The following is a 26052-nucleotide window of genomic DNA, read 5'->3' as shown; positions in this document are numbered from 1 at the left end:
GCCGACGCTACTTGTCCAGCTCCGGATAGTGCCGGAAGATGCCCATGTCGTTGAACGGGATACGGCGTTCCGACTCGAGATAGAGCGCGACAGCCGGATGCAGTGCGACGCGGTCGTGCAGCGCGACGAGTGCCGCGATCTTCCGCTCCGCACGCTTCATCGCTTTCGGAAACGCGTAACGCAGGCCCTCGATCAACTGGAACATCGACAGGTCCGCATAGCTGAGTGCGTTGCCGGCGAGGTAACCGCTCTTGTGCGGATTCTGGTCGAGTACGCGCTCGAAGTAGCCGAGGAATTTCGGCAACCGGTTTTCCAGAAAATCGGCCGCGCGTTCGGCGGCTTCCGCCTGCTGATCCTCGTAGTAGAGGCCGCTTGCGATCGGATGGTGCGTGTCGTGGATCTCGGTGACGAAATCGGCGACGGTCAACTGCAACTGGTGCACCCACAGCCGGCCGGCTTCGTCGCCGGGCGCGAGCCCCAGCCGCGCGCCGAGAAACAGCAGGATGTTCGCGGTCTGCCCGATGACGACGTCGCCGGCTTTCAGGAACGGCGGCGCGAACGGCACGCATTCGGCCTTCGTGCTGTCCATCATGCGCATCATCGCCGGCACGCCCATGCCGCGCCCCGATTCGCGCGCGACGTCGACATAGTCGGCTTCGGCCGCTTCGAGCGCGAGCCGCACATACTCGCCCCGGCCCTGGATCTCGGGCCAGTAATACAGTTCGTATCGCATGCTGTCTTCCCGTTCGTTGAACCGGCTGCCACCGGCATCGTGACGACCGGGCGGCCGCGTGTCGCGCGCCGCCCGCTGCGAATAGACAGTCTAGGCGATCGCAGGAAAAGTGCCGCGCGCACCGCGCGCTACGCGTTGCGCTCGCCGCCTTCTGGGCCGTAGAAGAACACCCACGTCGAGAAGTCGTCTGAGAAGCCGATGAAGCGGTGCTCGGCGTGGGCGGGGACAAACAGGACGTCGCCGGCCGCGACTTCGCATTCGCGCCCGTCGACGACGAAGCGCGACGTGCCCGTGGCGATCGCGTAGACCTCGTCGCGCGTATGCGGTTTCTGCTTGTCCTCGATGCGCGGCCGGTACAGCTCGACGTCGAGCGTACCGTGGCGAAACAGCGTCGTGAACAGCGTGCCTGCTTCATCGAGGCGGGCGAGCGATTCGTTCAGACCGAGCTTCATGGCGGGGGGCTCCGGATTGTGGGGGCTGAGCATGCGCGTTTCGCCATCGTATCTCGAAATAAGGAGCGCGATGTTCCGTGCCCGGCGAAGCAGGCGAATCGCGTTGCTCGCCACCAATGAAACGACGACCGCATGTGCTCGCCACGGATGAAACGCGTGCGTCCATCGATGAAACAGCGTGACGATCGTCCGCATTCGATCGACAGGTTCACCGCGATTTAATAAACGCCGACTACGATCCCGCATCGTCAATCGACCGATGCGCAGCGATTCGATTCGAGCGTCGACCCTGCCATCCATCGCCCAATCGCGCGACGCGTCAGGTTGTCATTTCCCGTGAACCCGCGATTTGCAACGCCGTGGCCGGCTGCCGGCGTTGCTCGCATCATTTCGTATTTCTCATGAATCTGAACCCCTCAGCTTCTTTACGCAGAAAATTCCTGGCTGCCGCGCCCGCGGTTGCCGTGGCCCCGTTGTTGAGCGCATGCGGCGGTGACGACGTCACGTCGGCCCCCGTGACCGATGCGGCGCTGGCCGCCCAGATGTCCGCGAAGCTCAACGCGCAGCTTGGCGACGCGGCGACGGTCAATGCGATCGTGCCGGCGCTGACCGATGTCGGCTTCACGTGGGATCTGCCGACGGTGCCGGCCGCGCAGATCGGTGCGATCGTCGCGTACAGCTTCGGCAATCGCCCGAACGCGGCAAGCGGCAACACGTCGAGCACCGGCAGCAACCAGTCCGCGCTGCCCGACCCGGGGCCCGTCAACGAAGCACTCGCGGATGCCGTGTACCGGATTCGCCAGTTGAAACCGGTGAAGGTCTACGCGCAGTGGGAGATCGCGCGCTTTCTCGTGTCGAAGTACGGAATGGGGGCCGACGTGCTGTCGTCGGTCGAGCCGGTGATCGCGAGCGACGGCTCGATCGTGTACCTGAGCACGGCCGGTGTCGCGGCCGTGGCGGTGTCTCGCGCGGGCGGCGCGGCCGCGATGGGCACCGTTGCCGTGGTCGGCCATCGCGACCATGCGAAGCGCTGCATCCAGACCTCGCAGCAGGCGGGCATGAAAGCCGCCGCGGTGGCCGAGGTGTCGCTGCCGACGATGTACGACCCGCAATCGGGCCAGCCGTGGACGCGCAACCGCAGCCTCTATCTCGTGCACGACATGTATGCGCAGATGCTTGGCCGCGCGGTGACCGCGACGATACAGGCGTTCCCGAAGGGCTGACGCCTTCCGCTCCTCACTCGATTCTCATGACCATGACGACCCGCCGCCATTTCCTGGCTTCCACTTCGCTGCTCGCCGCCTCGTGTGCATCCGTTGCTCCTGCCTTCGCGAGTGACGCCCCTGTTTCCGACGCGGAATTGCAGCGTCAGATGCTCGGCAAGCTGACGAACGAACTGAACGATCGCGCGACCGCTACCGACGAAACCGGCTATCTGTTCGACACGTTTTTCTCGTGGACGCCGCCGTCCGTCGACGCTGCCGGCATCAACACGATTGCCGCGTTCAGCTTCGGCAGTCGTGCCGCAACATCCGGCACCACGCCCGTGCCTGGCCCCGTGAACGAGGCGATCGCCGACGCCGTGTTCCAGCTTCGGCAGAAGGTCCCGGCCCCGATCTACGCGCAGCAGGAAGTCGCGAGCGTGCTCGCATCGAAGTACGGTCTGACGGCCGGCGTCACGTCGATCGCGACCCCGGCCCTGGCTGCCGGCAGCCCGATACCGACGCCCGACGGCGTGGCCGCCGCGATCGTCAAGCAGGCCGGCTCGGCCGCGGCGCTCGGCAAGGTCGGCGTGGTCACGCATGCGGATCAGGCATCGATCGCCGTTCGCGTGTCGACTGCGGCAGGGATGCAGGCAGCGGTGCCGGCCGGCCTCGCGCTGCCGTCGCTCTACGACACGTCGGCGGTGATGCCGGCTTTGCGGCGGCGCGATCTCTACCTGCTGAGCAACGCGGGCGTGCAGCTCGGCATGCTGCGGCTGGATCTGATCAATCGCGAGTACCCGAACGGCTGAAGCCGCGACGCATCGGCGCGCGCGATCCGCGATTCATGATCGCGCTGCGCCGGATCCTGCGTGCCCCGTTTGCCGGGTAATGCCGATACAGGTATTGGCACTACCAGCCAAACCACTGTTTTTAATGGGTTTTTTCGCATCCGGCCTGCGCCGTGACGCGTTCTGCGTGGCATAATCGACCGCATCCGCAAGGCTTGTAGTCACAACGACCCCGCATACCCATGGCACAGACTCTCTACGACAAACTGTGGAACACCCACGTGGTCCACACCGAGGAAGACGGCACGACCCTGCTCTACATCGACCGTCAGCTGCTGCATGAAGTCACGAGCCCGCAGGCATTCGAAGGGCTGAAGATCGCGCAGCGTCCGGTGTGGCGCATCAGCGCGAACCTGGCCGTGTCGGACCACAACGTGCCGACCACCGATCGCAGCCACGGCATCGCCGATCCCGTCTCGAAGCTTCAGGTCGACACGCTCGACGCGAACTGCGATGCGTTCGGCATCACGCAGTTCAAGATGAACGACGTGCGCCAGGGCATCGTCCACATCATCGGGCCGGAGCAGGGCGCGACGCTGCCGGGCATGACGATTGTGTGCGGCGATTCGCATACGTCGACGCACGGCGCATTCGGCGCGCTCGCACACGGCATCGGCACGTCGGAAGTCGAGCACGTGCTCGCGACGCAAACCCTGCTGCAGAAGAAGAGCAAGAACATGCTCGTGAAGGTCGAAGGCACGCTGCCGCGCGGTTGTACCGCGAAGGACATCGTGCTCGCGATCATCGGCAAGATCGGCACGGCCGGCGGCACGGGCTACGCGATCGAATTCGGCGGCTCGACGATTCGCGCGCTGACGATGGAAGGCCGCATGACCGTCTGCAACATGGCGATCGAAGCCGGTGCGCGCGCCGGCATGGTTGCCGTCGACGACACGACGATCGATTACCTGAAAGGCCGCCCGTTCGTGCCGACCGGTGCGGAATGGAACCAGGCCGTCGAATACTGGCGCCAGTTCAAGTCGGACGACGGCGCGCAGTTCGATCGCGTGGTCGAGCTGAACGCAGCCGAAATCGTCCCGCAGGTCACGTGGGGCACGTCGCCGGAAATGGTCACGTCGATCGACGGTCGCGTGCCCGATCCCGAGCGCGAGAAGGATCCGGTCAAGCGCGATGCGATGGAGCGTGCGCTGGCCTACATGGCGCTCGAGCCGAACACGCCGATCGAATCGATCAAGGTCGACAAGATCTTCATCGGCTCGTGCACGAACGCGCGAATCGAAGACATCCGCGCAGCCGCCTATGTCGTGAAGAAACTGAACCGTCGCGTCGCGTCGAACGTGCGGCTCGCGATGGTCGTGCCGGGCTCGGGCCTCGTGAAGGCACAGGCCGAGCGCGAAGGGCTCGACAAGGTGTTCACGGACGCGGGCTTCGAATGGCGCGAGCCGGGCTGCTCGATGTGCCTCGCGATGAACGCCGACCGGCTCGATCCGGGCGAACGCTGCGCGTCGACGTCGAACCGCAACTTCGAAGGCCGGCAGGGCGCGGGCGGTCGCACGCACCTCGTGAGCCCCGCGATGGCGGCAGCCGCGGCGATCGAAGGCCACTTCGTCGACATTCGCCAGCTGGGGTAACGCGTGACGGCATCGAAGGTCATTGCGCGGCTGGTTGCCGTGCTGGCGCTGGCGGGGCTGGGTTTCGGCCTCGCGGGCTGCAACACCGTCCGAGGCTTCGGTGAGGACGTCAATGCGGCCGGCAACGCGCTTCAGCGCGCTGCGGACTGACGCCACCGACCGAGAATTTGCGATGGGCGCCGGCTGGATGCCGGCCCCTCAACCGGATAGACGGATCATGGAAAAATTCACTGTGCATACCGGCGTCGTGGCGCCGCTCGATCGCGAGAACGTCGACACCGACGCGATCATCCCGAAGCAGTTCCTGAAGTCGATCAAGCGCACGGGCTTCGGTCCGAACGCGTTCGACGAATGGCGTTACCTCGATCACGGCGAGCCGGGCCAGGACAACTCGAAGCGTCCGCTGAATCCCGACTTCGTGCTGAACCAGCCGCGCTACCAGGGCGCATCGGTACTGCTCGCACGCAAGAACTTCGGGTGCGGCAGCTCGCGCGAGCACGCGCCGTGGGCACTGCAGCAGTACGGCTTCCGCGCGATCATCGCGCCGAGCTTCGCTGATATCTTCTTCAACAACTGCTACAAGAACGGCTTGCTGCCGATCGTGCTGACCGAGCAGCAGGTCGATCACCTGTTCAACGAGACGGTCGCGTTCAACGGCTTCGAAGTGACGGTTGACCTCGACGCGCAGGTCGTGCGCACGGGCGACGGTCGCGAGTATCCGTTCGAGATCACCGCGTTCCGCAAGTACTGCCTGTTGAACGGCTTCGACGACATCGGCCTCACGCTGCGCCACGCGGACAAGATCCGCCAGTTCGAGGCCGAGCGCCTCGTGAAGCAGCCGTGGCTCAACACCAAGCTGGTCGGCTGACAGCACCTTTCGGGCGGGCGCGCCGGCGGCGCGTTCGCCGGCCTGCCTCCATAAAAATCTACCCAGTCAGGAATTTCGCATGAAGATTGCAGTGCTGCCCGGCGACGGCATCGGTCCGGAAATCGTCAATGAAGCCGTGAAGGTGCTGAACGCACTCGACGAGAAGTTCGAACTCGAACAGGCGCCGGTCGGCGGCGCGGGCTACGAGGCAAGCGGCCATCCGCTGCCGGACGCGACGCTGAAGCTCGCGAAGGAAGCCGACGCGATCCTGTTCGGCGCGGTGGGCGACTGGAAATACGACTCGCTCGAGCGTGCGCTGCGCCCCGAGCAGGCGATCCTCGGGCTGCGCAAGCACCTCGAGCTGTTCGCGAACTTCCGCCCGGCGATCTGCTATCCGCAGCTCGTCGATGCATCGCCGCTGAAGCCCGAGCTGGTCGCGGGCCTCGACATCCTGATCGTGCGCGAACTGAACGGCGACATCTACTTCGGCCAGCCGCGCGGCGTGCGGACTGCACCTGATGGTCTGTTCGCCGGCGAACGCGAAGGCTTCGACACGATGCGCTATTCGGAACCGGAAGTGCGCCGCATCGCGCACGTCGCGTTCCAGGCGGCGCGCAAGCGCGCGAAGAAGCTGCTGTCGGTCGACAAGGCGAACGTGCTCGAGACGTCGCAGTTCTGGCGCGACATCATGATCGACGTGTCGAAGGAATACGCGGACGTCGAGCTGTCGCACATGTACGTCGACAACGCGGCGATGCAGCTCGCGAAGGCGCCGAAGCAGTTCGACGTGATCGTCACGGGCAACATGTTCGGCGACATCCTGTCGGATGAAGCGTCGATGCTGACGGGCTCGATCGGCATGCTGCCGTCGGCGTCGCTCGACAAGAACAACAAGGGCCTGTACGAGCCGTCGCACGGTTCGGCGCCGGACATCGCGGGCAAGGGGATCGCGAACCCGCTCGCGACGATCCTGTCGGCCGCGATGATGCTGCGCTACTCGCTGAATCGCGCCGAGCAGGCCGATCGCATCGAGCGCGCGGTGAAAACGGTGCTCGAACAAGGGTACCGGACGGGCGACATCGCGACGCCGGGCGGCCAGCAGGTCGGCACGACGGCGATGGGCGACGCGGTGGTCGCGGCGCTGTAACGCAATCATGTAGAAAGGGTGCGAACGGGCCGCGAAATCGGCCGGTTCGCATACGGTTGGCCGTTGTGCGGGCCACCGGCTTTGTGTAGACTCGAACGATGGCGCATTTTTCCCTGATCTCCCCGGTCTTGAAACTCCACGGCAACATTGCCCGTGCGGGTGCGCGCGCCATCGTCATCACGAAAACCATTACCACGAAAACGATCATTAAACGCTGATCGTCCGTCGTGCCCGCCTATTTCCCCGCGCGGTCACACCGGGGACGGAAATGGCGGGGAAGCTCCATCAAAGGGTTAGTCATGAACGTAGGTCTCGTAGGTTGGCGCGGCATGGTCGGCAGCGTCCTGATGCAGCGCATGCAGGAAGAGGGCGATTTCGACCTGATCGAACCGGTGTTTTTCAGCACCAGCAACACGGGCGGCAAAGCGCCGTCGTTCGCGAAAAACGAGACTACGCTCAAGGACGCGACCAACGTCGACGAGCTGAAGAAGTGCGACGTGATCATCACGTGCCAGGGCGGCGACTACACGAACGACGTGTTCCCGAAGCTGCGGGCGGCCGGCTGGAACGGCTACTGGATCGATGCGGCATCGTCGCTGCGGATGAAGGACGACGCGGTCATCATTCTCGATCCGGTCAACCTCGACGTGATCAAGGACGCGCTCGTCAAGGGCACGAAGAACTTCGTCGGCGGCAACTGCACGGTCAGCCTGATGCTGATGGCACTCGGCGGCCTGTTCCGCGAGAACCTCGTCGACTGGATGACGGCGATGACCTACCAGGCCGCATCGGGCGCGGGCGCGCAGAACATGCGCGAGCTGCTGTCGCAGATGGGCACGCTGAGCGGCGCGGTGAAGGAGCAGCTCGCCGATCCGGCTTCCGCGATCCTCGACATCGACCGCCGCGTGCTGGCCGCGATGAACAGCGATGCGATGCCGACGAGCAACTTCGGCGTGCCGCTCGCCGGTTCGCTGATCCCGTGGATCGACAAGGATCTCGGCAACGGGATGTCGAAGGAAGAGTGGAAGGGCGGCGCGGAAACCAACAAGATCCTCGGCAAGCCGGCCATGGGCGAGCCGGGTTCGATCCCGGTCGACGGTCTGTGCGTGCGGATCGGCGCGATGCGCTGCCACTCGCAGGCGCTGACGATCAAGCTGAACAAGGACGTGCCGCTCGACGAGATCAACGGCATCCTCGCATCCGCGAACGACTGGGTGAAGGTTGTGCCGAACGAACGTGAAGCGTCGATGCGCGACCTGTCGCCGGCGAACGTCACGGGCACGCTGACGGTGCCGGTCGGCCGCCTGCGCAAGCTCGCGATGGGCGGTGAATACCTGTCGGCGTTCACGGTCGGCGACCAGCTGCTGTGGGGCGCGGCCGAGCCGCTGCGCCGCATGCTGCGCATCCTGCTCGACAAGTAAGTTGCGTGTCCGGCCCGCGAGACGCGGGCCGCGGTGCACAAGATGGCGCGCCGCGTCGGCCTCGACGATATCGAGGCTGGCGCGGCGCGTTTTTCATGCGCGGGTCAGCGCATGTTCAGGAGCGTCTGGTCGACGGTCTGTTGCGTCTTGATCGTCTGCGCGTTGGCCTGGTAGTCGCGCTGCGCCTTGATCAGGTTCACAAGCTCGGTCGTCAGGTCGACGTTCGAGTTTTCCAGCGCGCTTCCCTGCAGCGTGCCGTGGTTCGTGCTGCCCGGCGCGGAGATCTGCGGCACGCCCGACGCGGCGGTTTCCACATACTGGTTGCCGCCGATGTTCTCGAGCCCGTTCGGGTTGTTGAAGTTCGCGAGCGCGATCAGGCCGAGCACCGCACTCTGGCCGTTCGAGTAATTGCCGGTCAGCTTGCCGTCGGTGCCGATCGAGAACGTCGTCAGCGTGCCGCTCGCGAAGCCGTCCTGTGCGAGATTGTTCACGCCGCTCTTTCCGCCGAACTGCGTCGTGCCGCCCAGGTCGAGCGTCAGGTTTTGCGGATTGGCGCCGCCCGACGCGTTGGGGATCGAGAACGCGAATTGGCCGAGGCTCGGCGTCGGTTGGCCGGTGGCGGCCGACGTCGTCGAGCTGATCCGGCCCGATGCGTCGAACGTGACGGTGCCGAGATTCGTCGGCGTCTGGCCTTGCACGCCCGCATAGGCCTGCCAGGTGCCGGCTGCGTTCTTCGTGAAATACATCGAGACCTGTTGCGCGCCGCCGAGCGAGTCGTACACCTGGATCGACGAATTGTAGTTGTACGTGGTGTTGTCGCCCGCGTTGAACGGCGTCTTGGCCGGCACCTTGTCCTGCGAGTTCAGGTTGAACTGGCCGGTGATCTTCGTCGTCGCCTGCGGCGAGATGTTGCTGGTCGGCGCCTGCAGCGGCACGGTCGCCGCGGTGTTGATCGCGCCGCCCGGGCCGGCCGCATAGCCCATCAGGTTGCGGTTTTGTGCGTCGACGATGGCGCCGCTCTTGTCGCGGTGAAATACACCGTCACGCGAGTATGTCGTCACGCCGTTGTTCGACATCTGGAAGAAGCCGTTGCCGTTGATCGCGATGTCGAGCGACGACTTCGTCGAGTTGATCGTCCCCTGGCCGAATTGTTGCTGCACCGACACGAGCCGCGTCCCGATGCCGATCTGCGTGTTGGTCGACGTCGCGACCGAATTCGCGTACATGTCGGCGAAGTTCGCGCGACCCTGCTTGAAGCCAACCGTGTTTGCGTTCGCGATGTTGTTGCCGATCACGTCGAGATGGTTCGCCGCGCCGGCCAACCCGCTCAAACCCTGTTGATAGCCCATGTTCGATCCCCGTAACGAGCTGGTGAATAAATGCAGTCGTGCGACTGCGCGATGCCTCCCTGGCACCTCACGGCGTCAACCCGGCCGACCGCGTGCCCGCTTTTGCGGCGGTTGCGAGCGCGATGGTCGAACTGCGCCGATTCTTGTTTGAAGACGATCCTAGCGACAGCAATTATTTGGTCTGTGTAATTTTGTGTAATGTAATTGAATTGCTGTCGAAATGATTGATTTCGTATGACCAATGAAGTGGTGGCGAGGCTGGAGAGCCTTGTGGGGCGGGGGTTTGGCGGCGGAAATGTTCAATTCGACGATCAGAGAGGGGAATTGGCCTCTTATCGATCAATTGAAATTTATTTGAATGGGATTGGTGGGCGGCGGGATTTATTTTTATTGTCGGTTGTTAATCCATTAACGGCGGGAGGCGCGAATTATTGAGCAAATGCGCACGATTTTCCGGTCGTGGCGCGGGATCGCGCCTCCGGTTGTGCGGCCACCCGGTGAGCGAGCAAACGCCGCGGCCATCGTTCCGGATGCGATGCGGCCGGGCTTTTTTTCAACTGCGGGAGGCGTGCATCCGATCGATCGCGGGCGCTGGTCTCGGCGTGCGCACCGGAGCATCGGCGCGGCCCGGTCGCAGGGTGCGCCGATGTGCGAGAGTGGCAGGTTGCACCCATCGGCGATGAATTCGGCCCGAACCCGATCGCGTGAAGTAAACTACGCGGTTACGACGCACAGACCCGCCGAAAGCGTCGCGTTCCACGCGACGCTTTTGCATTTCTGCGGCAACTTTATTGACGCTTTCAACCGCGAATCCGAGCCGCGCCCGCGCGCGGCGATAGAGCCAACGATGTCCCGAATTTCCTTGTTTCCGCGTCAGTCCCGTCTGTCGCGCGCCGTGCGTGGCGCGCTGGCGATCCTGGCGCTCGGCGCAACCGCATCGGCCTGGGCGGCCGGCACCGGCGAAACGCCGGCGTCCGCTGCCGGCGACGCAGTGCCGCTTACCGTGACGGTCCAGCCGGGCCAGTCGTTGAACGACATTGCGAAAGCGGCCACGCAGTCGCGCGATCCCGGTGTGCTCGCGCGCGCCGGCCGCGCACTGTTCGACGCCAATCCGCAGGCGTTCATGAAGCACGACGCGAGCCGCCTGAAGGTCGGTGCGACGCTGACCGTGCCGGCGCTCGACGCGACAGGCGCGGCACTCGTGCCGGCCGGTGCATCCGCTGCATCCGCAGCGTCCGGTACGGCGGCAGTGTCCGCGCCCGCCGCTGCATCGGGCGGCGCGGCAGTCGCGCAGCATGGTGCGTCCGCACCGCATCCGGGGTCGACCGTGCAATCCGCGCCGGTGGTGCCCGTGCATGCGGCGCCTGTCAGCGGTGCGAGCGTCACGATGGCCGCCGGCGCGTCGGCATCGGCCGGTGCTTCGGCTGCACACGGCGCATCGGCTGTCGAAAGCATGCAGCCGGCAGCGCCTGTTGCCGGTGCAAGCGGTCCGCACGTGTGGAGCGGCACGATCCAGTCGGTGCCGTCGTCCGCGAGCGGTGCCGCAATCTCGCCTGCATCGGGTGGCCAGGTTCCGGGCATGAACGAACCGGCTGGCGCGGCGCCTGTTACGGGCGCGTCGCAGCCGCGGCCGTCGAGCCTGCAGCAATTGCTGGCGCTGAAGAATCGCGTGCTGATGGAGTTGCAAAAGCACGGTATCGGCAAGCCGGCCACGACGAACGACGTCACGCCGGCTCCGGCGCCGGCACCGGCACCGGCACCGGTCGCACCACGTCCGGCCGCGAACGATGCGGGCGCGTCCGCTGCCGCGCCGGCGGCAGGCGAATCCGCGTCAGGCGTCGCCGCCAGCGCGGTGCAGCCGGCATCGGCATCGGCGCCCGCGCAACCGGCCGCGCCGGTGGCGGCACCTGCACGCAGTACCGAGCAGATGGACTGGCGTCCGGCCGCGGTGGCTGGTGCGGCCGTGCTCGTCCTCGCGGCAGGCTTCGCGTGGCGCAAGCGCAGGAAGAGCCGGCGCACGGACGAGGCGGGTACGGACACGGCGGCTACCGCTACGGCAGCGGGCGGTGTCGCGGCTGCGGCTGCTACTGCGCAAGCCGAAGCCGCGCCTTCTGTCGAACCTGAACTGCCGATTCGGCCCGAGATGCCGGTCGCGCGTGATGCCGCTTCTGACTTGAGCCTTGCCGCGGCGACTGCCGCAGCGGCGGAACCGGTCGAGACGCCTCAGACGCCGGATACGGATGTGTCGGCCGCAACGGAAGGCGAGAAGCCGCATGTCGCGCAACCCGAATTGCCGGCCGCACACGCGGTAGTGCCGCCCGTGAGCGAGGCGGCTCCGGTTTCGCTCGATGCTGAGCCGATCGAGAAGGTCGCGGCCGAAACGCAGACCGAAAAGTCGGCCGAGACGCCGATCGACACGTCGGCGGAGACACGGGTAGCGACGCCGGCAGAGACGCGTGTCGAGACGCCGGCCGCACCCGCGGCCACCGAAGCGCAGCACGCGACGCTGATGCAGAACGCGATCAGCGCGCTCAACAGCCTCGACATGCCGTTGCCGCCGCGCACGCCGGACGAGCCGTCGCTGGCGGCGGATGAGCCGGCTGCGCAGGCAGGGCACTCCGACACCCATAAAATCGCAACTAACGGTCAAGCCGCCCAGCGCCTGCCGATTGGCTCGATCGATCCGGCCCCGGAACATCCGGCCGACCAGGATGACGAGTTCGATTGGGATCCGGACGCCGCGACGCCCGCAAGCCACGCGGGCAGCCCGTTCGCGACGTCGTCGCTGCCGCCGCTCGGCGGCGCGCAGTTCGGTGCGCTGAAGCTGGATTTCGATCTCGACCTGCCGTCCGCGCCGGGCGCCGTGTTGCCGGCACTGACGCCGGACGAGCTCGCCCGCATCGCGCGCAACAAGCTCGATCTCGCGTCCGAGTACGTCGAGCTGGGCGACCTGTCCGGTGCGCGGACGCTGCTGCAGGAAGTGGTCGATGCGAACGACGTCGCGACGCGCGACGATGCGCGCGCGCTGCTCGCGAAGCTGGCGGACGAGGCGTGATGCGGATCGCGCTCGGCATTCAGTACGACGGCGCGGCGTTCTGCGGCTGGCAGGCGCAGCCGCACGGCAAGACCGTGCAGGATCGGCTCGAGCACGCGCTGGCCGAGTTCGCGCGCGTGCCGCTGCATACGACGGTGGCCGGGCGGACCGACACGGGCGTGCACGGGCTCGGGCAGGTCGTGCACTTCGATACCGACCTCGATCGTGAGGTTTTCTCGTGGGTGCGCGGCACCAACGCGTTCCTGCCGTCGACCGTGGCAGTGCAATGGGCGAAGCCGATGCCGGAAACGTTCCACGCGCGTTTCTCGGCGTTCGAGCGTACCTATTACTACGCGCTGTATGTGCATCCCGTGCGCTCGCCGATGCTGGCGGGGCGTGCGGGCTGGATCCATACGCCGCTCGACGACGACGCGATGCGCGCCGCCGCCGCGCACCTGATCGGCGAACACGATTTCTCGTCGTTCCGGTCGTCGGAATGCCAGTCGAAGACGCCGGTCAAACACCTGTACCAGATCGACGTGCGGCGCGTGGGCCATTTCGTTCATTTCCGGTTTCGCGCCAACGCGTTCCTGCACCACATGGTGCGCAACCTGATGGGCTGCCTCGTCGCGGTCGGTCGAGGCCGCTATCCGGCCGACTGGCTCGCCGACGTGCTGGCCGGGCGCGACCGCAATCTTGCGGCGCCCACGTTCATGGCCGACGGGCTGTATCTCGCCCACGTCGGCTACCCGGCGGAATTCGCCGTCCCGCCCGCGCAGCTCGGCAGTGTGCCGTGGAGCAGCGTCTGGGCTGATCTGGACCCGCAATCATGACGGATCACGCCGTGTCTCCCTCGACTCCCGCCGCGACCGGCCTGCCGCCGCGCACGCGCATCAAGCTGTGCGGGCTGTCGCGCCCCGAGGACGTGCTGCACGCGGCCGCGCTCGGCGCCGATGCGATCGGACTCGTGTTCTACCCGAAGAGCCCGCGCGCGGTGTCGATCGCGCAGGCGGCCGAGCTGGCGCGTCTCGCGCCGCCGTTCGTGTCGGTGGTCGGACTGTTCGTGAACGCGACCGAGGCCGAGATCGAGGCCGTCGTGCGCGACGTGCCGCTCACGCTGCTGCAGTTCCACGGCGACGAGACACCCGAACAGTGCGACGCGCTCGGCCGCGCGGCGCGCCTGCCGTGGCTGCGCGCGGTGCGCGTGGGCCCCTCGACGCAATCGGCCGATTTGGTAGAATCGGGTCTTCATTATTCGAAAGCGCGCGGCCTCCTGTTCGACACCCTGGTGCCGGATTACGGTGGTAGCGGCAAGGTCTTCGATTGGTCTCTTATTCCCGCAGAGCTCGCGCATCGGGCCGTTTTGAGTGGTGGCTTGAGCGCGCAAAACGTCGGTGATGCGATTCGCCAGTTGCGCCCGTTTGCTGTCGATGTCTCGAGTGGCATCGAAGTGGAGGGCGCGAAGGGCGTGAAGGATCACGCCCGGATGGCGGCGTTCGTACGCGCGGTGCGCGAAGCGGACGCCGGGTGATGCAAGCGGTGCGGCCCCGAAAGCGGGGCGCATCGACCGATCGAGAGAGACACCATGTACAACCTTCCTGATGATCGCGGCCACTTCGGCCCGTATGGCGGCACGTTTGTCGCCGAGACGCTGATTCACGCGCTGGACGAACTGCGCGCGGCGTATGAAAAATTCCAGAACGATCCCGATTTCGTCGCCGAATTCGAGCGCGAGCTGAAGCATTTCGTCGGCCGCCCGTCGCCGATCTATCACGCGCAGCGCTGGAGCGAGACGCTCGGCGGCGCGCAGATCTACCTGAAGCGCGAAGACCTGAACCACACCGGCGCGCACAAGATCAACAACGTGATCGGCCAGGCGCTGCTCGCGAAGCGCATGGGCAAGAAGCGCGTGATCGCCGAGACGGGCGCCGGCCAGCACGGCGTCGCGACCGCGACGATCTGCGCGCGCTTCGGGATGGAGTGCGTCGTCTACATGGGTTCGGAAGACGTGCGCCGCCAGGCCGCGAACGTCTACCGGATGAAGCTGCTCGGCGCGACGGTCGTGCCGGTCGAATCGGGTTCGCGCACGCTGAAGGACGCGCTGAACGAAGCGATGCGCGACTGGGTCACGAACATCGAGAACACGTTCTACATCATCGGCACGGTCGCGGGCCCGCACCCGTACCCGATGATGGTGCGCGACTTCCAGCGCGTGATCGGCGACGAGTGCAAGGTGCAGATGCCGGAAATGACCGGCCGGCAGCCTGACGCGGTGATCGCCTGCGTGGGCGGCGGCTCGAACGCGATGGGCATCTTCTATCCGTACATCGACGACACCTCGGTGCAGTTGATCGGCGTCGAAGCAGCCGGCGACGGCCTCGACACGGGCCATCACGCGGCGTCGCTGATCGCCGGCAGCCCGGGCGTGCTGCACGGCAACCGTACCTACCTGCTGCAGGACGACAACGGCCAGATCATCGAGACGCATTCGGTGTCGGCGGGCCTCGACTATCCGGGCGTCGGCCCCGAGCACGCGTGGCTGAAGGATAGCGGCCGTGCGCAGTACGTCGGCATCACCGACGAGGAAGCGCTGAAGGCGTTCCACGACTGCTGCCGGATCGAGGGGATCATTCCCGCGCTCGAGTCGAGCCACGCGATCGCGTATGGCGTGAAGCTCGCGCCGACGTTGCCGAAGGACAAGATCCTGCTCGTCAACCTGTCGGGCCGCGGCGACAAGGACATGCACACGGTCGCCGAGCGATCGGGCATCGAACTCTGACCCCGACCGATGCGTGACCTGATCGAAGAACCGGGCGGCGGTGCCGCGAGCGAGGCGGGGGCGGTTCAGCCCGCCGCTGCCGTGCCGCGCGCGCTGCCGTCCGGTATCGAACTGCATAACCGCGATTTCCTGACCCATGCCGCGCACCTGCCGGACGCGTCGATCGACCTGATCGTCGCCGATCCGCCGTACGGTCTCGGCAAGGACTACGGCAACGACTCGGACAAGCGTTCGGGCGACGACTTTCTCGCGTGGACGCGCGAGTGGCTCGAGCTCGCGATTCCGAAGCTGAAGCCGAGCGGGTCGATGTACATCTTCTGCACGTGGCAGTACGCGCCGGAAATCTTCAGTTTCCTGAAGACGCAGCTCACGATGGTCAACGAGATCATCTGGGACCGGCGCGTGCCGAGCATGGGCGGCACGACGCGCCGTTTCACGTCGGTGCACGACAACATCGGCTTTTTCGCGGTTTCCAAAGCGTATTACTTCGATCTCGATCCGGTCCGCATCCCGTACGACGCCGACACGAAGAAGGCCCGCTCGCGCAAGCTGTTCGAAGGCAGCAAGTGGCTGGAGATGGGCTACAACCCGAAGGACGTCTGGTCGGTCTCGCGCCTGCACCGGCAGCACGCGGAGCGCGTCGATCATCCGACCCAGAAGCCGCTGGAAATCATCGAGCGGATGGTGCTCGCAAGCTGCCCGCCGGGCGGCCGCGTGCTCGATCCGTTCATGGGCAGCGGCACGACCGCGGTGGCCTGCGCACGGCAGGGGCGCGACTTCGTCGGCTACGAGATCAACGAAAGCTATTGTGCGATCGCGCACGAGCGCGTGAACGCGCTCGCTGCGCCGGCGTGCGCGTGAATCGCGCCGCCGCATCGCCGAACGCTGCTTTGCATGGGACCGGAGTAAGCGCTAAAGCGCTAACTCCGGTCGACAAAGGAAAATTATCATGAATCGTATTCAGCAGACCTTCGCCGCGCTCGCCGAACAAGGCCGTAAGGGCCTGATCCCGTTCATCACGGCCGGCGACCCCGATCCCGCCAAGACCGTCGAATTCATGCATGCGCTCGCCGAAGGCGGCGCGGACGTGATCGAACTCGGCGTGCCGTTCTCGGACCCGATGGCCGACGGCCCCGTGATCCAGCGCTCGTCGGAACGCGCGCTCGCGCGCGGCGTCACGCTCAAGAGCGTGCTCGCCGACGTGAAGCGTTTTCGCGAAACCGACCCCAAAACTCCCGTCGTGCTGATGGGCTATGCGAACCCGATCGAGCGGATGGGTGTCGACACGTTCGCGGCCGAAGCCCAGGCGGCCGGGGTCGACGGCGTGCTCGTCGTCGACTATCCGCCGGAAGAAGCGGGCGTGTTCGCCGAGAAAATGCGTGCCGCGCAGATCGATCCGATCTTCCTGCTCGCGCCCACGTCGACCGACGAACGCATCGCCGACGTCGGCAAGATCGCGAGCGGCTACGTGTACTACGTGTCGCTCAAGGGCGTGACCGGCGCAGGAAATCTGGATGTTTCGAGCATTGCGGGTAAAATCCCGGCCATCAAGTCGCGCGTGCCGGTTCCGGTCGGCGTCGGCTTCGGTATCCGCGACGCCGAAACGGCGCGCGCAGTGGCCGAAGTGTCGGACGCCGTCGTGATCGGCAGCCGCCTCGTGCAGCTGCTCGAAAGCGCTGCGCCGGAGGGTGCCGCCGCCGCGCTGAAGACTTTCATTGCCGAGCTGCGTGCCGCCCTGGACGGCGCGGGCAAGACGGCGCGATAAACACAACACAGGAAGCGGGAACGGGCCACACGGCCCGCCCCGCCACGGAACAGGAAACCATACGATGAGCTGGCTCGACAAACTGTTGCCGCCGAAGATCAAGCAGACCGACCCGAAAAGCCGCAAGGGCATTCCGGAAGGCCTGTGGGTCAAGTGCCCGTCCTGCGAGGCCGTGCTGTACCGCAACGACGTCGACGCGAACCTGCACGTGTGCCCGAAGTGCGATCACCACATGCGCATCGGTGCGCGTGAGCGCCTCGACGGGCTGCTCGATCCGGAAGGCCGCTACGAGATCGGCCAGGAAATCGTGCCGGTCGACACGCTGAAGTTCAAGGACAGCCGCAAGTACCCCGATCGTCTGAAGGAAGCGATGGACGACACGGGCGAAACCGACGCGATGGTCGTGATGGGCGGCGCGATCCACACGCTGCCGGTGGTCGCGGCCTGCTTCGAGTTCTCGTTCATGGGCGGCTCGATGGGCTCGGTGGTCGGCGAGCGCTTCGCACGCGGCGCGCAGAACGCGCTGGAACAGCAAGTGCCGTTCATCTGCTTCACCGCTTCGGGCGGCGCGCGGATGCAGGAAAGCCTGCTGTCGCTGATGCAGATGGCGAAAACCACCGCGATGCTGACCAAGCTGGCCGAAGCGAAGCTGCCGTTCATTTCGGTGCTGACCGACCCGACGATGGGTGGCGTGTCGGCGAGCTTTGCGTTCCTCGGCGACGTCGTGATCGCCGAACCGAAGGCGCTGATCGGCTTCGCCGGCCCGCGCGTGATCGAGCAGACGGTTCGCGAGAAGCTGCCGGAAGGCTTCCAGCGCGCCGAATTCCTGCTGAAGACGGGCGCGATCGACATGATCGTCGACCGCCGCAAGCTGCGCGACGAGATCGCACAGCTGCTCGCGCTGCTGCAGCGACAGCCGGCCGACGCGCTGGCTTGACCGGCGCAAGATGGTGAACACTGCGCGTCGCCTGGTTTCAGCGCCAGGCGGCGCGCTTCGTTTTTTGGCGTAGTGGCGGTCCCGATCCAGATTTGAACCGATGAGCACTTTTCCCACTCTCGACGCGTGGCTTTCGCATCTCGAACGCGCGCACCCGGTCGGCATCGACATGGGCCTGACCCGCATCGGGCAGGTCAAGGCGGCGCTGCAGCTCGAATTCGCGTGCCCCGTCATCACCGTCGGCGGCACGAACGGCAAGGGCTCGACCTGTGCGTTCCTCGAGACGATCCTCGTGCGCGCCGGTTACAAGGTCGGCTGCCACACATCGCCGCACCTGCTCGAATTCAACGAGCGCGCCCGCGTGAACGGGCAGAACGTCACCGATGACGAGCTGCTGCCGCACTTCGAGGCCGTCGAAGCCGCGCGCACGTCGCTGCCCGAGCCGGTGTCGCTCACGTACTTCGAATTCACGACGCTCGCGATCCTGCACCTGTTCGCGTCGCGCGGGCTCGACGCGGTGATCCTCGAAGTCGGCCTCGGCGGCCGGCTCGATGCGGTCAACATCATCGATACCGATTGCGCGATCGTCACGAGCATCGACATCGACCACACCGAATACCTCGGCGACACGCGCGAGAAGATCGCGTTCGAGAAGGCCGGGATCTTCCGCTCCGGCAAGCCGGCTATCTGCGGCGATCCGGCCGCGCCGCAAACGCTGATCGACCACGCAGAAGCGGTCGGCGCCGACCTGTGGCTCGTCGGCCGCGATTTCCGCTACGAGGCGCAGGCAGGCGCGGAGCGCCAGCAGTGGAGCTACCTCGGTCGCGAGAAACGCTATCCGGCGCTTGCGTATCCGGCGCTGCGCGGGGCGAATCAGCTGATCAATGCATCGGCCGCGCTCGCCGCGCTCGAAGCGCTGCGCCCGGTGCTGCCGGTGTCGGCGCAGGACATCCGGCTCGGCCTCGCGAACGTCGAACTGCCGGGGCGCTTCCAGGTGCTGCCCGGCAAGCCGGCGATCGTGCTCGACGTCGCACACAACCCGCATGCATCGGCCGTGCTGGAGCAGAACCTCGGCAACATGGGCTTCTTCCCGTACACGTACGCGGTGTTCGGCGCGATGCACGACAAGGACATCGACGGCGTGCTGCAGCACCTCAAAGGCGAGATCGACCACTGGTGCGTGACCGACCTGCCGCTGCCGCGCGCGGCCTCTGCGGAGCAGCTCGAAGCCGCGCTGCGCAAGGCCGGCGTGGAGGAGGGGCCCGATTCGAGCGTCACGCGTTACGCTTCGCCTGCCGAAGCGTTTCGCGATGCACTAAAAAGAGCATCCGAGAATGATAGAATCGTGGTTTTCGGCAGTTTCCATACGGTTGCCGGCGTGCTGGCCTACCGTAAATCGCAGCAACACTGACTGACGGGCAGTTTCGGACTCAGCCATTCATGGGAATTTTCTCGTTCGGCAAGAAAGACGACGACGCGCCCCCGCGGCGCGGCGGTCGCACCGGGACCTCCCGGAACGTGCGCACGGAGCGCACCACTGAACGCGTCGAGCGACGCTCGCGCCGCACCGAGCGTCCGGAATCGGACGCACTGCTCCTCGATCCGACCCTTCCAGAAAAGCAACGCGCGCGCCGTCGCCTCGTCGGCGCGATCGCGCTCGTCGTCGCAGCCGTGATCGTGCTGCCGATGGTGCTCGATTCGCACCCGAAGCCGGTCACGGACGACATCGCAATCGACATTCCGAACCGGCCCGCGCACCAGGCGGTCGCGCCGCGCGACGATGACGCCTCCGACGTACAGGCGGGCGTCGCGCACGACGAGCCGCCGGCATCCGATGTGGCCGTTGCGGCTGCACCGGCGCCCGCGCCGAAGGATGCCGACAAGCCGGCCGCGAAGCCCGATACCACGACCACGGCGAGCGTGACGCCGCCGAAGCCTGCGCCGAAACCGGCTGCCCCCGTGGCGAAGCCGGCCGCGCCGAAGCCTGCACCCGCGCCTGCGGCCGTCGCGAATACCGACGCGGCCAGCCCGGACAGCAGCGATGCTTCGTCGCCGTCGTCGCCGGCCGGTGCGCGTTTCGCGGTGCAGCTCGGATCGTTCAAGGACGACGCGACGGCCCGTTCGTGGGCCACCAAATTGAAATCGGCGGGCGTGCCCGCATATGTCGAGCATCGCAAGCAGGCGGACGGCAGCACGGCTACACTGTTGCGTGCAGGCCCGTTCGCGGATCGTGCGGCGGCTTCCGCCGCGATCGCGAAGGTGCGCGAAGCCGGTCTGACGCAGTAACGCACGATGCTGACGGCTTTCGACTACGCTGTATTGGCGGTGATCGTGTTGTCGGCGCTACGCGGTGCGTGGCGCGGCTTCGTATCCGAGATTTTCGGGCTGATCGGCTGGATCGCGGCGATCGTGATCGCGGGCCGCTACGTCGGACTGGTCGTGCCGTATATCCCGGCGAACTGGCCGGGCGGTGCGCTGACGCAGTGGGTGATCGCCTTCGCGTTGGTCGTGATCGGCGTGGTGCTGGTCGCCGGTGTTGCGAACGCGCTGCTGTCGCGGATCGCGCAGGCGAGTGGCCTGGGCGGCGTCGACCGCTCGCTGGGCATGATGTTCGGGCTCGTCCGCGGCTGCGTGCTGGTGGTGCTGCTGGTCGCGGCGGCCGGGCTGACCGAACTGCCCAAACAGGATTTCTGGCGCAATGCGCTATTGCGTCCTTTCGCCGAGCAGGGCGTGCATGAGCTGAAGCAGCTCCTGCCCGACGGCATGGCCCAGTACGTACGCGTGTGACGACGCGGCCGGGCAGGACGGAACCGATTTTGTCATTCTGAAGGACATGCCATGTGCGGCATCGTAGGCGTTATCTCCCAATCCCCGGTCAATCAGCTGATCTATGACAGCCTGCTGCTGCTGCAGCATCGCGGTCAGGACGCGGCGGGCATCGCGACGGCGGACGGCAACAATTTCCACATGTACAAGGCGAACGGCATGGTGCGCGACGTGTTCCGCACGCGCAACATGCGCAGCCTGCCCGGCACCTACGGGATCGGCCAGGTGCGCTACCCGACCGCCGGCTCGGCGTCGAGCGAAGCCGAGGCACAACCGTTCTACGTGAACGCGCCGTTCGGGATCATCCTCGCGCACAACGGCAACCTGACGAACTGGAAGCAACTGAAGGACGAGATGTTCCGGATCGACCGCCGGCACCTCAACACCAACTCCGACAGCGAAGTGCTGCTCAACGTGTTCGCGCACGAGCTGCAACTGTCGACCACGGGCCTCGAGCTCGACCCGGCATCGGTGTTCAAGGCCGTTGCGGGCGTGCATCGCCGCCTGCAGGGCTCGTACGCGATCGTGTCGCTGATCGCCGGCTACGGCCTGCTCGCGTTCCGCGATCCGTTCGGCATCCGCCCGCTGTGCATCGGCAAGCTCGAAACCGAGCACGGTACCGAGTGGATGGTCGCATCGGAGTCGGTGGCTGTCGAAGGCATCGGTTTCGAATTCGTCCGCGACGTGCAACCGGGCGAAGCGATCTTCATCGACCCGGCCGGCAACTTCCACAGCCAGCAGTGCGCGGAGCAGCCGACGCTGAATCCGTGCATGTTCGAATACGTGTACCTCGCGCGTCCGGATTCGTGCCTCGACGGCGTGCCGGTCTACAACGTGCGTCTGCGCATGGGCGACTATCTCGCCGAGAAGATCAAGCGCGAGCTGCCGAACGTGCCGATCGACGTCGTGATGCCGATTCCCGATTCGTCGCGCCCGGCCGCGATGCAGGTCGCTGCGAAGCTCGGCGTCGAGTATCGCGAAGGCTTCTTCAAGAACCGCTATGTCGGCCGCACGTTCATCATGCCGGGCCAGGCCGTGCGCAAGAAGTCGGTGCGCCAGAAGCTCAATGCGATGAGCATCGAGTTCAAGGACAAGAACGTGCTGATCGTCGACGATTCGATCGTGCGCGGCACGACCTCGCATGAAATCGTGCAGATGGCGCGCGATGCGGGCGCGAAGTCGGTGATCTTCGCGTCGGCTGCGCCGCCCGTGAAGTTCCCGAACGTGTACGGCATCGACATGCCGACGCGCGGCGAGCTGGTTGCGCATGGCCGTACCGACGAAGACGTCGCGAAGATCATCGGCGCCGATCACCTGATCTATCAGGACGTCGACGACCTGCGCCGCGCGGTGCGCGACATCAACCCGAAGCTCGAACGCTTCGAGGCGTCGTGCTTCGACGGCAACTACATCACCGGCGACGTGACGCCCGAGTATCTCGATGCGATCGAGCGCGCGCGCCTCACGCCGGCATCGCAGGCCGATCGCGACACGGCTGGCGACACCGAACGCTCGCAGATGAACCTGCAGCTGTCGGTCGAGTGACACCGGCGCACGCTTTTGACGAGGCGTGATAGGATGTGGCCTTGCGTCGATTTGATATCAGCTTGCGGACGCGGGGCGACTTCCCAAAACAGCTAAAGCGAAGGCCGGTGGCAACCGGCCCGAGTCGATCGCTGTCGTACCGCACCGAAGCCCGCTGATGCCGACGCATAGCGGGCTTTTTGTTTTGGCCTGGTTTTGACTGGGTTCGCGCCACTCGCGCGGCCATCGAATACGGAAAACGGAACATGGACGACTCCCTCAACTTCGACACGCTTGCCGTGCGCGCGGGCACGCTGCGCAGCGACTTCAACGAGCACTCGGAAGCGCTGTTCCTCACGTCGAGCTTCTGCTTCCAGAGCGCGGCCGACGCGGCCGAGCGCTTCGCGAATTCGGAAGACTACTTCACCTATTCGCGCTTCACGAACCCGACCGTCACCATGTTCCAGGAGCGTCTCGCGGCGCTCGAGGGCGGCGAGGCCTGCATCGCGACGGCGTCGGGGATGGCCGCGATCATGTCGGTCGTGATGGCCGCGCTGCAGGCCGGCGACCACCTCGTCAGCTCGCGCAGCCTGTTCGGCTCGACGCTCGGCATGTTCTCGCAGATCTTCAGCAAGTTCGGCATCACGACGACCTTCGTCGACCCGACCGACCTGAATGCATGGAAGGAAGCCGTGCGGCCGGAAACGAAGATGTTCTTCCTCGAGACGCCGTCGAACCCGCTGACCGAACTCGCCGACATCGAGGCGATCGGCAAGATCGCGAAGGCATCGAACGCACTGTTCGTCGTCGACAACTGTTTCTGCAGCCCGGTGCTGCAGCAGCCGCTGAAGCTCGGCGCGGATGTCGTGATGCACTCGGCGACGAAATTCCTCGACGGCCAGGGGCGCGTGCTCGGCGGCGCGCTGGTCGGCTCGAAGGAATTCATCATGGGCAAGGTGTTCCCGTTCGTGCGCAGCGCGGGCCCGACGCTGTCGGCGTTCAACGCGTGGGTGCTGCTGAAGGGGATGGAGACACTGTCGCTGCGCGTCGAGAAGCAGTCGGCGAACGCGCTGGAGATCGCGCGCTGGCTCGATTCGCATCCGGCCGTCGCGCGCGTGTTTCATCCGGGCCTCGAATCGCACCCGCAGCACGAACTCGCGAAGCGTCAGCAAAAGGCGGGCGGGTCGATCCTGTCGTTCGAGCTGAAGGGCGATACGCCTGAGCAGCAGCGCGCGAATGCGTGGCGCGTGATCGACAACACGAAGCTGATCTCGATCACCGGCAACCTCGGCGACACGCGCACGACGATCACTCATCCGGCGACGACCACGCACGGCCGCATCACGCCGGAAGCGCGTGCGGCAGCGGGGATCAGCGAAGGGCTGATCCGGTTGTCGGTCGGCCTCGAAGACGTGGGCGACCTGCGCAAGGATCTCGCGCGCGGCCTCGAAGGCTGAGCAGGGCAGGTCACGCGTGTCGTGACGTGATTTGACGTGACAAATGGACGAAGGGCCGTTCGCTTGAGCGAACGGCCCTTCGTTTTTGTGTCGATGCGAATCGTCCTGGCTTACCCGGCGCGATGCTCGCCCGCGTGCGCGTCGTCGCGCATCGCCTCCACCATCCATCGCAGTGTTTCGTCGAGCGGCGTGACGGGCAGCTCGCCCACCGCGCGCCGCAGCTTGTCGCGCGACCCGCTCAAGCTCTTCACCTCGTTGTGCCGCACGAAACGCGGATCGACCGTCACGTCGATCACGTAACCGGCGATGCGCGACAGCATCGCCAGCACTTCCTTCAGCGAATACGCACGCTCCGAGCAGACGTTGAACGTTTCACCAGCCGGCGCGGCTTCGACCAGCTTCAGGTACGCGGCCGTCACGTCGCGCACGTCGGAGAAATCGCGGCTCACGTCGAGATTGCCGAGCGAGATACGCGGTGCGTTGCGCGCGTAGTGCGCGACGAGCTTCGGCAGCAGGTATGCATCGCTCTGGCCGACGCCCGTGTAGTTGAACGGCCGCGCGATCACGATCGGCAGCCGGTCCGCCCACAGCCTCGCCGCGTATTCCATCGCGAGCTTGCTGACCGCGTAGTCGTTCGCCGGGGCAGGGGCAACGGTTTCGTCGAGCACGCCGGCCGTCGAATTACCGTAGATATTCGCGCTGCTGGCGAGCAGCACGGCCGACGGGCGGCGGTCGAGGCCCGCGAGCGCGGCCAGCAGGTTGCGCGTGCCGACGATGTTGACCGCATAGGTTTGCGACGGCTCGTCCTGCGCGACGTGCGCGCGGGCGGCGAGATGCACGACCGCATCGGGCCGCGCATCGGCGGCCGCCGCGCGCATCGCATCCGCGTCGAGCAGGTCGACGGGCAGCAGCGTGCAGTGCGCGAAGGCCGGATCGTCCGGTTGTGCCGTACCGGGCGCGACCGTACCCCAGACCTCATAGCCGGCCGCGTGCAGGCGCTCGGCCATGTAGCGGCCCGTGAAACCCGTCAGGCCCGTGACGAAAGCACGGCGCGACGGGCGTCCGGCTTCAGAACGTGTCATGGTGTTGATTCCGCGTCAAATCCGCTTCGACCATCATCTGGCAAAGTTGTTCGAGCGTCGTCTTCGGTTCCCAGCCGAGTTTGCTCTTTGCCTTGTCGGCGCAGCCGATCAGCAGGTCGACTTCGGCGGGGCGGTAGAACTTCGGGTTCACTTCCACGAGCACGTTGCCGTTCGATGCGTCGAGGCCGCGCTCCTGTTCGCCCTTGCCGGTCCATTCGATCTGGTAGCCGGCCGCCGCGAACGCCATCCGCACGAAATCGCGCACGGTCTCGGTGCGGTTGGTCGCGAGCACGTAGGTGTCGGGTTCGTCGGCCTGCAGCATGCGCCACATGCCTTCGACGTACTCGAGCGCGAAGCCCCAGTCGCGCTTCGCGTCGAGGTTGCCGAGCTCGAGGCGGGTCGCCTTGCCGAGCTTGATCTTCGCGATGGTGTCGGTGATCTTGCGCGTGACGAACTCGCGGCCGCGCAGCGGCGATTCGTGGTTGAACAGGATGCCGCTGCTGCCGAACAGGCCGTACGACTCACGGTAGTTCACCGTCATCCAGTGCGCGTAGAGCTTCGCGACGCCGTACGGGCTGCGCGGATAGAACGAGGTCGCTTCCGTCTGCGGAATCGACTGAACCTTGCCGAACATCTCGGAGGTCGACGCCTGGTAGAAGCGCGTCTTCGGGCTCACGACGCGGATCGCCTCGAGCAGGTTCAGCGGACCCAGGCCCGTCACTTCGGCGGTCGTCGCCGGCTGGTCGAACGACACGCCGACGAAGCTTTGCGCGGCGAGGTTGTACAGCTCGTCGGGCTGCGTGCGTTCGAGCAGGCGCAGGCTCGAGCCGGCGTCGGTCAGGTCGTGTTCGACGAGCGTGAGGTTCGGGTGCGTGTCGACGCCGAGCTCGGCGATGCGCCAGAAATTCACCGAGCTGGTGCGGCGGTAGGTACCGGTGACCTCGTAGCCCTTGTCGAGCAGCAGCTTGGTCAGGTAGGCGCCGTCTTGCCCCGAGATCCCGGTGATGATGGCCTTCTTGCGAGTTTGGCTCAT

26 protein-coding genes are annotated in these 26052 nt (G+C 66.0%); 21 read left to right on the top strand and 5 right to left on the bottom strand.

All coding sequences use genetic code 11. The annotated features are described in order from the left end of the window. Positions 1-7: 7 nt before the first annotated feature. Positions 8-733, bottom strand: a complete 726-nt coding sequence (locus tag BCEP18194_RS33440; protein ID WP_011355731.1) for a glutathione S-transferase — start codon at positions 731-733, stop codon at positions 8-10. 128 nt (positions 734-861) lie between these two features. Further along, positions 862-1185, bottom strand: a complete 324-nt coding sequence (locus BCEP18194_RS33435; protein ID WP_011355730.1) for a cupin domain-containing protein — start codon at positions 1183-1185, stop codon at positions 862-864. Positions 1186-1586: 401 nt separating this feature from the next. Here BCEP18194_RS33435 and BCEP18194_RS33430 point away from each other — a divergent pair, with 401 nt between their 5' ends. The 7 genes from BCEP18194_RS33430 (at position 1587) to asd (ending at position 8266) form a co-directional block, all read left to right on the top strand. Then, positions 1587-2408 carry a hypothetical protein gene (locus tag BCEP18194_RS33430; protein ID WP_011355729.1) on the top strand — a complete coding sequence of 274 codons (822 nt, stop codon included), beginning with the start codon at positions 1587-1589 and terminating at the stop codon, positions 2406-2408. Between the two features lie 32 nt (positions 2409-2440). Further along, on the top strand, positions 2441-3199 hold the full coding sequence (locus BCEP18194_RS33425) for a hypothetical protein (RefSeq protein ID WP_041493619.1): 759 nt from the start codon (positions 2441-2443) through the stop codon (positions 3197-3199). A gap of 221 nt (positions 3200-3420) precedes the next feature. Beyond that, entirely contained in the window at positions 3421-4830 is a 1410-nt protein-coding gene (leuC, locus tag BCEP18194_RS33420; protein WP_011355727.1) for a 3-isopropylmalate dehydratase large subunit, read from the top strand. 3 nt (positions 4831-4833) lie between these two features. Then, positions 4834-4980: an entericidin A/B family lipoprotein gene (locus tag BCEP18194_RS33415; RefSeq protein ID WP_041493348.1), complete on the top strand. Its 147-nt coding sequence runs from the start codon at positions 4834-4836 to the stop codon at positions 4978-4980. 67 nt (positions 4981-5047) lie between these two features. After that, positions 5048-5698: a 3-isopropylmalate dehydratase small subunit gene (gene leuD / locus BCEP18194_RS33410; protein WP_011355726.1), complete on the top strand. Its 651-nt coding sequence runs from the start codon at positions 5048-5050 to the stop codon at positions 5696-5698. 79 nt (positions 5699-5777) lie between these two features. Next, positions 5778-6845: a 3-isopropylmalate dehydrogenase gene (gene leuB, locus BCEP18194_RS33405; RefSeq protein ID WP_011355725.1), complete on the top strand. Its 1068-nt coding sequence runs from the start codon at positions 5778-5780 to the stop codon at positions 6843-6845. Positions 6846-7144: 299 nt separating this feature from the next. Then, positions 7145-8266: an aspartate-semialdehyde dehydrogenase gene (asd, locus tag BCEP18194_RS33395; protein WP_011355724.1), complete on the top strand. Its 1122-nt coding sequence runs from the start codon at positions 7145-7147 to the stop codon at positions 8264-8266. 104 nt (positions 8267-8370) lie between these two features. Here asd and flgE read toward each other — a convergent pair whose 3' ends face one another. Continuing rightward, positions 8371-9615: a flagellar hook protein FlgE gene (flgE, locus tag BCEP18194_RS33390; protein WP_011355723.1), complete on the bottom strand. Its 1245-nt coding sequence runs from the start codon at positions 9613-9615 to the stop codon at positions 8371-8373. Between the two features lie 38 nt (positions 9616-9653). Here flgE and BCEP18194_RS41480 point away from each other — a divergent pair, with 38 nt between their 5' ends. The 14 genes from BCEP18194_RS41480 (at position 9654) to BCEP18194_RS33330 (ending at position 23937) form a co-directional block, all read left to right on the top strand. Then, positions 9654-9839 carry a hypothetical protein gene (locus BCEP18194_RS41480; RefSeq protein WP_157687349.1) on the top strand — a complete coding sequence of 62 codons (186 nt, stop codon included), beginning with the start codon at positions 9654-9656 and terminating at the stop codon, positions 9837-9839. A gap of 10 nt (positions 9840-9849) precedes the next feature. Further along, positions 9850-10050, top strand: a complete 201-nt coding sequence (locus tag BCEP18194_RS41475) for a hypothetical protein (protein ID WP_157687346.1) — start codon at positions 9850-9852, stop codon at positions 10048-10050. 412 nt (positions 10051-10462) lie between these two features. Further along, the gene (locus BCEP18194_RS33385) at positions 10463-12670 is read left to right on the top strand and encodes a FimV/HubP family polar landmark protein (RefSeq protein ID WP_041493346.1); all 2208 of its coding nucleotides are present in this window, start codon (positions 10463-10465) and stop codon (positions 12668-12670) included. Then, positions 12670-13482: a tRNA pseudouridine(38-40) synthase TruA gene (gene truA, locus BCEP18194_RS33380; protein WP_011355721.1), complete on the top strand. Its 813-nt coding sequence runs from the start codon at positions 12670-12672 to the stop codon at positions 13480-13482. The genes BCEP18194_RS33385 and truA overlap by 1 nt, the downstream gene beginning before the upstream one ends. Continuing rightward, positions 13479-14180 (top strand): phosphoribosylanthranilate isomerase, encoded by a 702-nt coding sequence (locus tag BCEP18194_RS33375; protein WP_011355720.1) that lies wholly within the window; start codon positions 13479-13481, stop codon positions 14178-14180. The genes truA and BCEP18194_RS33375 overlap by 4 nt, the downstream gene beginning before the upstream one ends. Positions 14181-14234: 54 nt before the next feature. Continuing rightward, a complete protein-coding gene (gene trpB, locus BCEP18194_RS33370; RefSeq protein ID WP_011355719.1) occupies positions 14235-15428 on the top strand; it encodes a tryptophan synthase subunit beta in 1194 nt (397 codons plus the stop codon). Positions 15429-15437: 9 nt separating this feature from the next. Next, positions 15438-16289, top strand: a complete 852-nt coding sequence (locus BCEP18194_RS33365; RefSeq protein ID WP_011355718.1) for a DNA-methyltransferase — start codon at positions 15438-15440, stop codon at positions 16287-16289. A gap of 88 nt (positions 16290-16377) precedes the next feature. Further along, positions 16378-17193 (top strand): tryptophan synthase subunit alpha, encoded by an 816-nt coding sequence (gene trpA / locus BCEP18194_RS33360; RefSeq protein WP_011355717.1) that lies wholly within the window; start codon positions 16378-16380, stop codon positions 17191-17193. Positions 17194-17257: 64 nt separating this feature from the next. After that, positions 17258-18130 carry an acetyl-CoA carboxylase, carboxyltransferase subunit beta gene (gene accD / locus BCEP18194_RS33355; protein ID WP_011355716.1) on the top strand — a complete coding sequence of 291 codons (873 nt, stop codon included), beginning with the start codon at positions 17258-17260 and terminating at the stop codon, positions 18128-18130. Positions 18131-18230: 100 nt separating this feature from the next. Next, on the top strand, positions 18231-19541 hold the full coding sequence (gene folC / locus BCEP18194_RS33350; RefSeq protein ID WP_011355715.1) for a bifunctional tetrahydrofolate synthase/dihydrofolate synthase: 1311 nt from the start codon (positions 18231-18233) through the stop codon (positions 19539-19541). 29 nt (positions 19542-19570) lie between these two features. Then, a complete protein-coding gene (locus tag BCEP18194_RS33345) occupies positions 19571-20416 on the top strand; it encodes an SPOR domain-containing protein (protein ID WP_011355714.1) in 846 nt (281 codons plus the stop codon). A 6-nt stretch (positions 20417-20422) separates the two neighbouring features. Next, a complete protein-coding gene (locus BCEP18194_RS33340; RefSeq protein ID WP_006491262.1) occupies positions 20423-20917 on the top strand; it encodes a CvpA family protein in 495 nt (164 codons plus the stop codon). A 51-nt stretch (positions 20918-20968) separates the two neighbouring features. Continuing rightward, entirely contained in the window at positions 20969-22501 is a 1533-nt protein-coding gene (purF, locus tag BCEP18194_RS33335; RefSeq protein ID WP_011355713.1) for an amidophosphoribosyltransferase, read from the top strand. 245 nt (positions 22502-22746) lie between these two features. Beyond that, positions 22747-23937 carry an O-succinylhomoserine sulfhydrylase gene (locus BCEP18194_RS33330; protein ID WP_011355712.1) on the top strand — a complete coding sequence of 397 codons (1191 nt, stop codon included), beginning with the start codon at positions 22747-22749 and terminating at the stop codon, positions 23935-23937. Positions 23938-24047: 110 nt separating this feature from the next. On the opposite strand, the gene BCEP18194_RS33325 is transcribed toward BCEP18194_RS33330, so the two are convergent. Continuing rightward, positions 24048-25019: an NAD-dependent epimerase/dehydratase family protein gene (locus BCEP18194_RS33325; protein ID WP_011355711.1), complete on the bottom strand. Its 972-nt coding sequence runs from the start codon at positions 25017-25019 to the stop codon at positions 24048-24050. Continuing rightward, positions 25006-26052: a GDP-mannose 4,6-dehydratase gene (gmd, locus tag BCEP18194_RS33320; RefSeq protein WP_011355710.1), complete on the bottom strand. Its 1047-nt coding sequence runs from the start codon at positions 26050-26052 to the stop codon at positions 25006-25008. The genes BCEP18194_RS33325 and gmd overlap by 14 nt, the downstream gene beginning before the upstream one ends.

It is taken from the genome of Burkholderia lata, assembly GCF_000012945.1.
Classification (GTDB): domain Bacteria; phylum Pseudomonadota; class Gammaproteobacteria; order Burkholderiales; family Burkholderiaceae; genus Burkholderia; species Burkholderia lata.
The sequence above is the reverse complement of the archived record's forward strand: the minus strand, read 5'-3'. Positions and strand labels throughout refer to the sequence as shown.